Source organism: Ottowia massiliensis, from assembly GCF_900240305.1.
GTDB lineage: Bacteria > Pseudomonadota > Gammaproteobacteria > Burkholderiales > Burkholderiaceae_C > Ottowia > Ottowia massiliensis.
Window position 1 is genome coordinate 1 of the sequence record NZ_LT964858.1, and the last position, 2620, is coordinate 2620.

Below are 2620 nucleotides of genomic sequence, written 5' to 3' on the forward strand. Positions count from 1 at the left end.
CCGTGCCTCTTGGCCCTGCATCGCCAGGCTTGCCCAGGCAGTGCGGGGCCATCAGTGCCCACTGCTTGTCGCTCAATACTCTTCTTTCCATGGCGGGATTGCAGCATAAGAGGGGATTCTCAACAGGTTCTAGTGCGTGTCATCAATCAGGCGAGCCATACGCCAGTCGCTGCCAGATGAATGGCACCCAGGAAGTTGCGAGCCGTCTTGTCATAACGCGTGGCGATGGCCCGGCACTGCTTGAGCTTGGCAAAGAAGTTTTCGATCAGATGGCGGGCTTGGTAAAGATGCGGGGCGTAGCCCCGAGCCGCCTTTTTGCTGCTGCGTGAGGCAATGACAACGCCTTTGCCTTGGGCCGGCAGCAGCTCGAGCACTCGTGCTTGGGCGTCATAGCCCTTGTCGGCGATCACGGTTTCGGCCGCTGTTTGAGCCAAGAGCACTTCGGCTCCTTCGAGGCCGTTCGCCTGCCTTGGCGTGAGATGAAATCCGGTGGCCCAGTGCATCCGCCGCCGCGTGAATCTTGGCGCTCAGCCCGCCGTGGCTGTGTCCGATGGCTTGCGGCGCCCCCTTTTGCCCCAGCACCGTGCTGGCCCGTGCTGGCGCGCTCGCGCGATGGTCGAGCCGATCATCGCGTACTCGTTGCCGGCCTGCTGCGCCAGGGCTTCAAAGACCCGTTGCCATACACCCCTGTGGCTCCAGCGGCTGTGGCGCAGGTGCGCCACCTGGAAGTCTCCGAAACCGTCGCGCAACGCGTATCTTCTGGTCATGGCCCTTCTTCTGGGTTCTCGCCCGCAGGCTTCAGGCTCGGCACTTGATGATTGATGACAAGCCCTAACAAGCCTGTCATCCTCGGAGGCAAAGGAATTCGCTTCTGAATTCATAGCATGATATCCTAGTGGAATATGCGCAGAAGCCATATTTTTCCCCATCTAATTTGCTCCTGTTTTCAAAGCAATCCGCCAGCGGTCTTTCGCCCTGCCCTTCTCTGCGCGCCCATGCAACGCCTCATCAACCGCCATGCCAGCCCAACCGCCTTCCGGCGCGCCGCCAAAGCCCGCAGCTGATCAATGAACACCGCCGAAGCCAAACGCATCCTCGAAACCGCCCTGATCTGCGCGCGCCAGCCGCTGACGCTGCGCGACATGCGCGCGCTGTTTGACGGCGCGCTGGCCGCCGACACCCTCAAAACCCTGCTGGCCGATTTGCAAAACGACTGGGCGCCGCGCGGCGTGGAGCTGGTGTGCGTGGCCAGCGGCTGGCGCTTTCAGAGCCGCCCTGAAATGCGGCCCTGGCTTGAGCGCCTGCACCCCGAAAAGCCGCCCCGCTACACCCGCGCCACGCTGGAGACGCTGGCCATCATCGCCTACCGCCAGCCCGTCACGCGCGGCGACATTGAAGACATACGCGGCGTCACCGTCAGCACCCAGACCATCAAGCAGCTGGAAGAGCGCGGCTGGGTGGAAGTGATTGGCTACCGCGAAACCGTGGGCCGCCCCGGCCTGTATGCCACCACGCGGCAGTTTCTGGACGACCTGGGCCTGGCCTCGCTGGAGCAGCTGCCCGCCATCGAGGCGGGCGAACCGGGGCAGGAGCTGGCGCAGGCGCTGGAAGCGGCGGGCCTAAATCCGTCTGAAGCTCCTGAAGCGGACAGCGCGGCAGCAGGAAATGCGCCAGGCAGCGCAGCGGAAGACGCGGCCAGCGCCAAAGCGGGCGGCGGCGCCCCGTCAGCCAGCGCCCCCGCCGCCCCGCAGGCCGCTACAGATGCCGGCCTTCACCGCCCGCAAGACCCCGCCCCGGCAGAACCCGCCGCCATCGCAGGCGAAGCGGCCAAAGCGCCCGCCCCCGCCAAGCTGCCCGCCGTTGATGCGCCCGCTGCGGCCCCTGAAGCGCCGCCTCCCGCCGCGCTGCCCGACCCGGCCCGCCCCCTGCCCGTGGATGCCTATCTGCAAACCGAGCTGATCGCCCTGCTGCGCGGCGGCCACGCCAGCCGCGAAGCCATCGCGCAAACCCTGCTGGCAGAAATGCTGCCCGAAGGCAGCGATGCCGCCGAAGCCGCCGCCTGGGTGGATGCCCAGCTCGCCGCCCTGCGCCAGGAGCAGCAGGGCTGGCCCGCCGTCACCGACTGCGACCGGCTCGATGCCGCCTTTGCCGCCCTGCGCCAGCAAGGCATCGTCTGCCTGCCGCACGCGGGCGACACGCCAGGCGACGGCCTGGCCGCCTTCCGCCAGGCCCTGGCCGCAATGCCCGAGCACGAACGCGCGCGCGTTACCGGCTACTGCTTCTTTCATGGGCAAGATTTGGCCCGCGCCCTTTCCGACCATCTGCTCTGGCTCACCTTCGGCCCCCACCCGCAGCAAAAGCCCCCGCAGCAAAAAGCCTGCGCGCAGCAGACAGGCCGCCTCATCGCCGCCGCGCTTGAAAACGAGGGCCTGCGCGCCGAGTGGAGCTGCAGCGGGAGCAGCGCTGGCGGCGAGCGCATCTGCGTGCAGCCCTTCACCTGGCAGCGCCGCATCGGCTGAACAGGCCCGCAGCAAGGCCCCGCCGCCTTCCCGTCACGGCTGTCTCCCTGACAATTGCCCCCTTTGCCCGTCTGCCGAAAGCCCGCCATGCCCCGCCGCCC

Annotated in this window: 3 protein-coding genes; 1 reads left to right on the forward strand and 2 read right to left on the reverse strand. The window is 67.2% G+C overall.

Annotated features, from left to right (window positions below):
• Window positions 1-146: 146 nt before the first annotated feature.
• Both C1720_RS12475 and C1720_RS12480 read right to left on the reverse strand, forming a co-directional pair.
• A complete protein-coding gene (locus C1720_RS12475) occupies window positions 147-503 on the reverse strand; it encodes a transposase (RefSeq protein ID WP_102284694.1) in 357 nt (118 codons plus the stop codon).
• A gap of 24 nt (window positions 504-527) precedes the next feature.
• On the reverse strand, window positions 528-767 hold the full coding sequence (locus C1720_RS12480; protein WP_102284695.1) for a hypothetical protein: 240 nt from the start codon (window positions 765-767) through the stop codon (window positions 528-530).
• A gap of 300 nt (window positions 768-1067) precedes the next feature.
• Between C1720_RS12480 and scpB the strand changes: the two genes are divergently transcribed.
• Entirely contained in the window at window positions 1068-2519 is a 1452-nt protein-coding gene (gene scpB, locus C1720_RS12485; RefSeq protein WP_102284696.1) for an SMC-Scp complex subunit ScpB, read from the forward strand.
• Window positions 2520-2620 lie beyond the last annotated feature (101 nt).

Excerpts from the sequence above, each read along its gene's own strand:
- C1720_RS12475 (WP_102284694.1), bottom strand. The coding sequence starts at position 503 with ATGCACTGGGCCACCGGATTTCATCTCACGCCAAGGCAGGCGAACGGC.
- scpB (WP_102284696.1), top strand. The coding sequence starts at position 1,068 with ATGAACACCGCCGAAGCCAAACGCATCCTCGAAACCGCCCTGATCTGC.
- C1720_RS12480 (WP_102284695.1), bottom strand. The coding sequence starts at position 767 with ATGACCAGAAGATACGCGTTGCGCGACGGTTTCGGAGACTTCCAGGTG.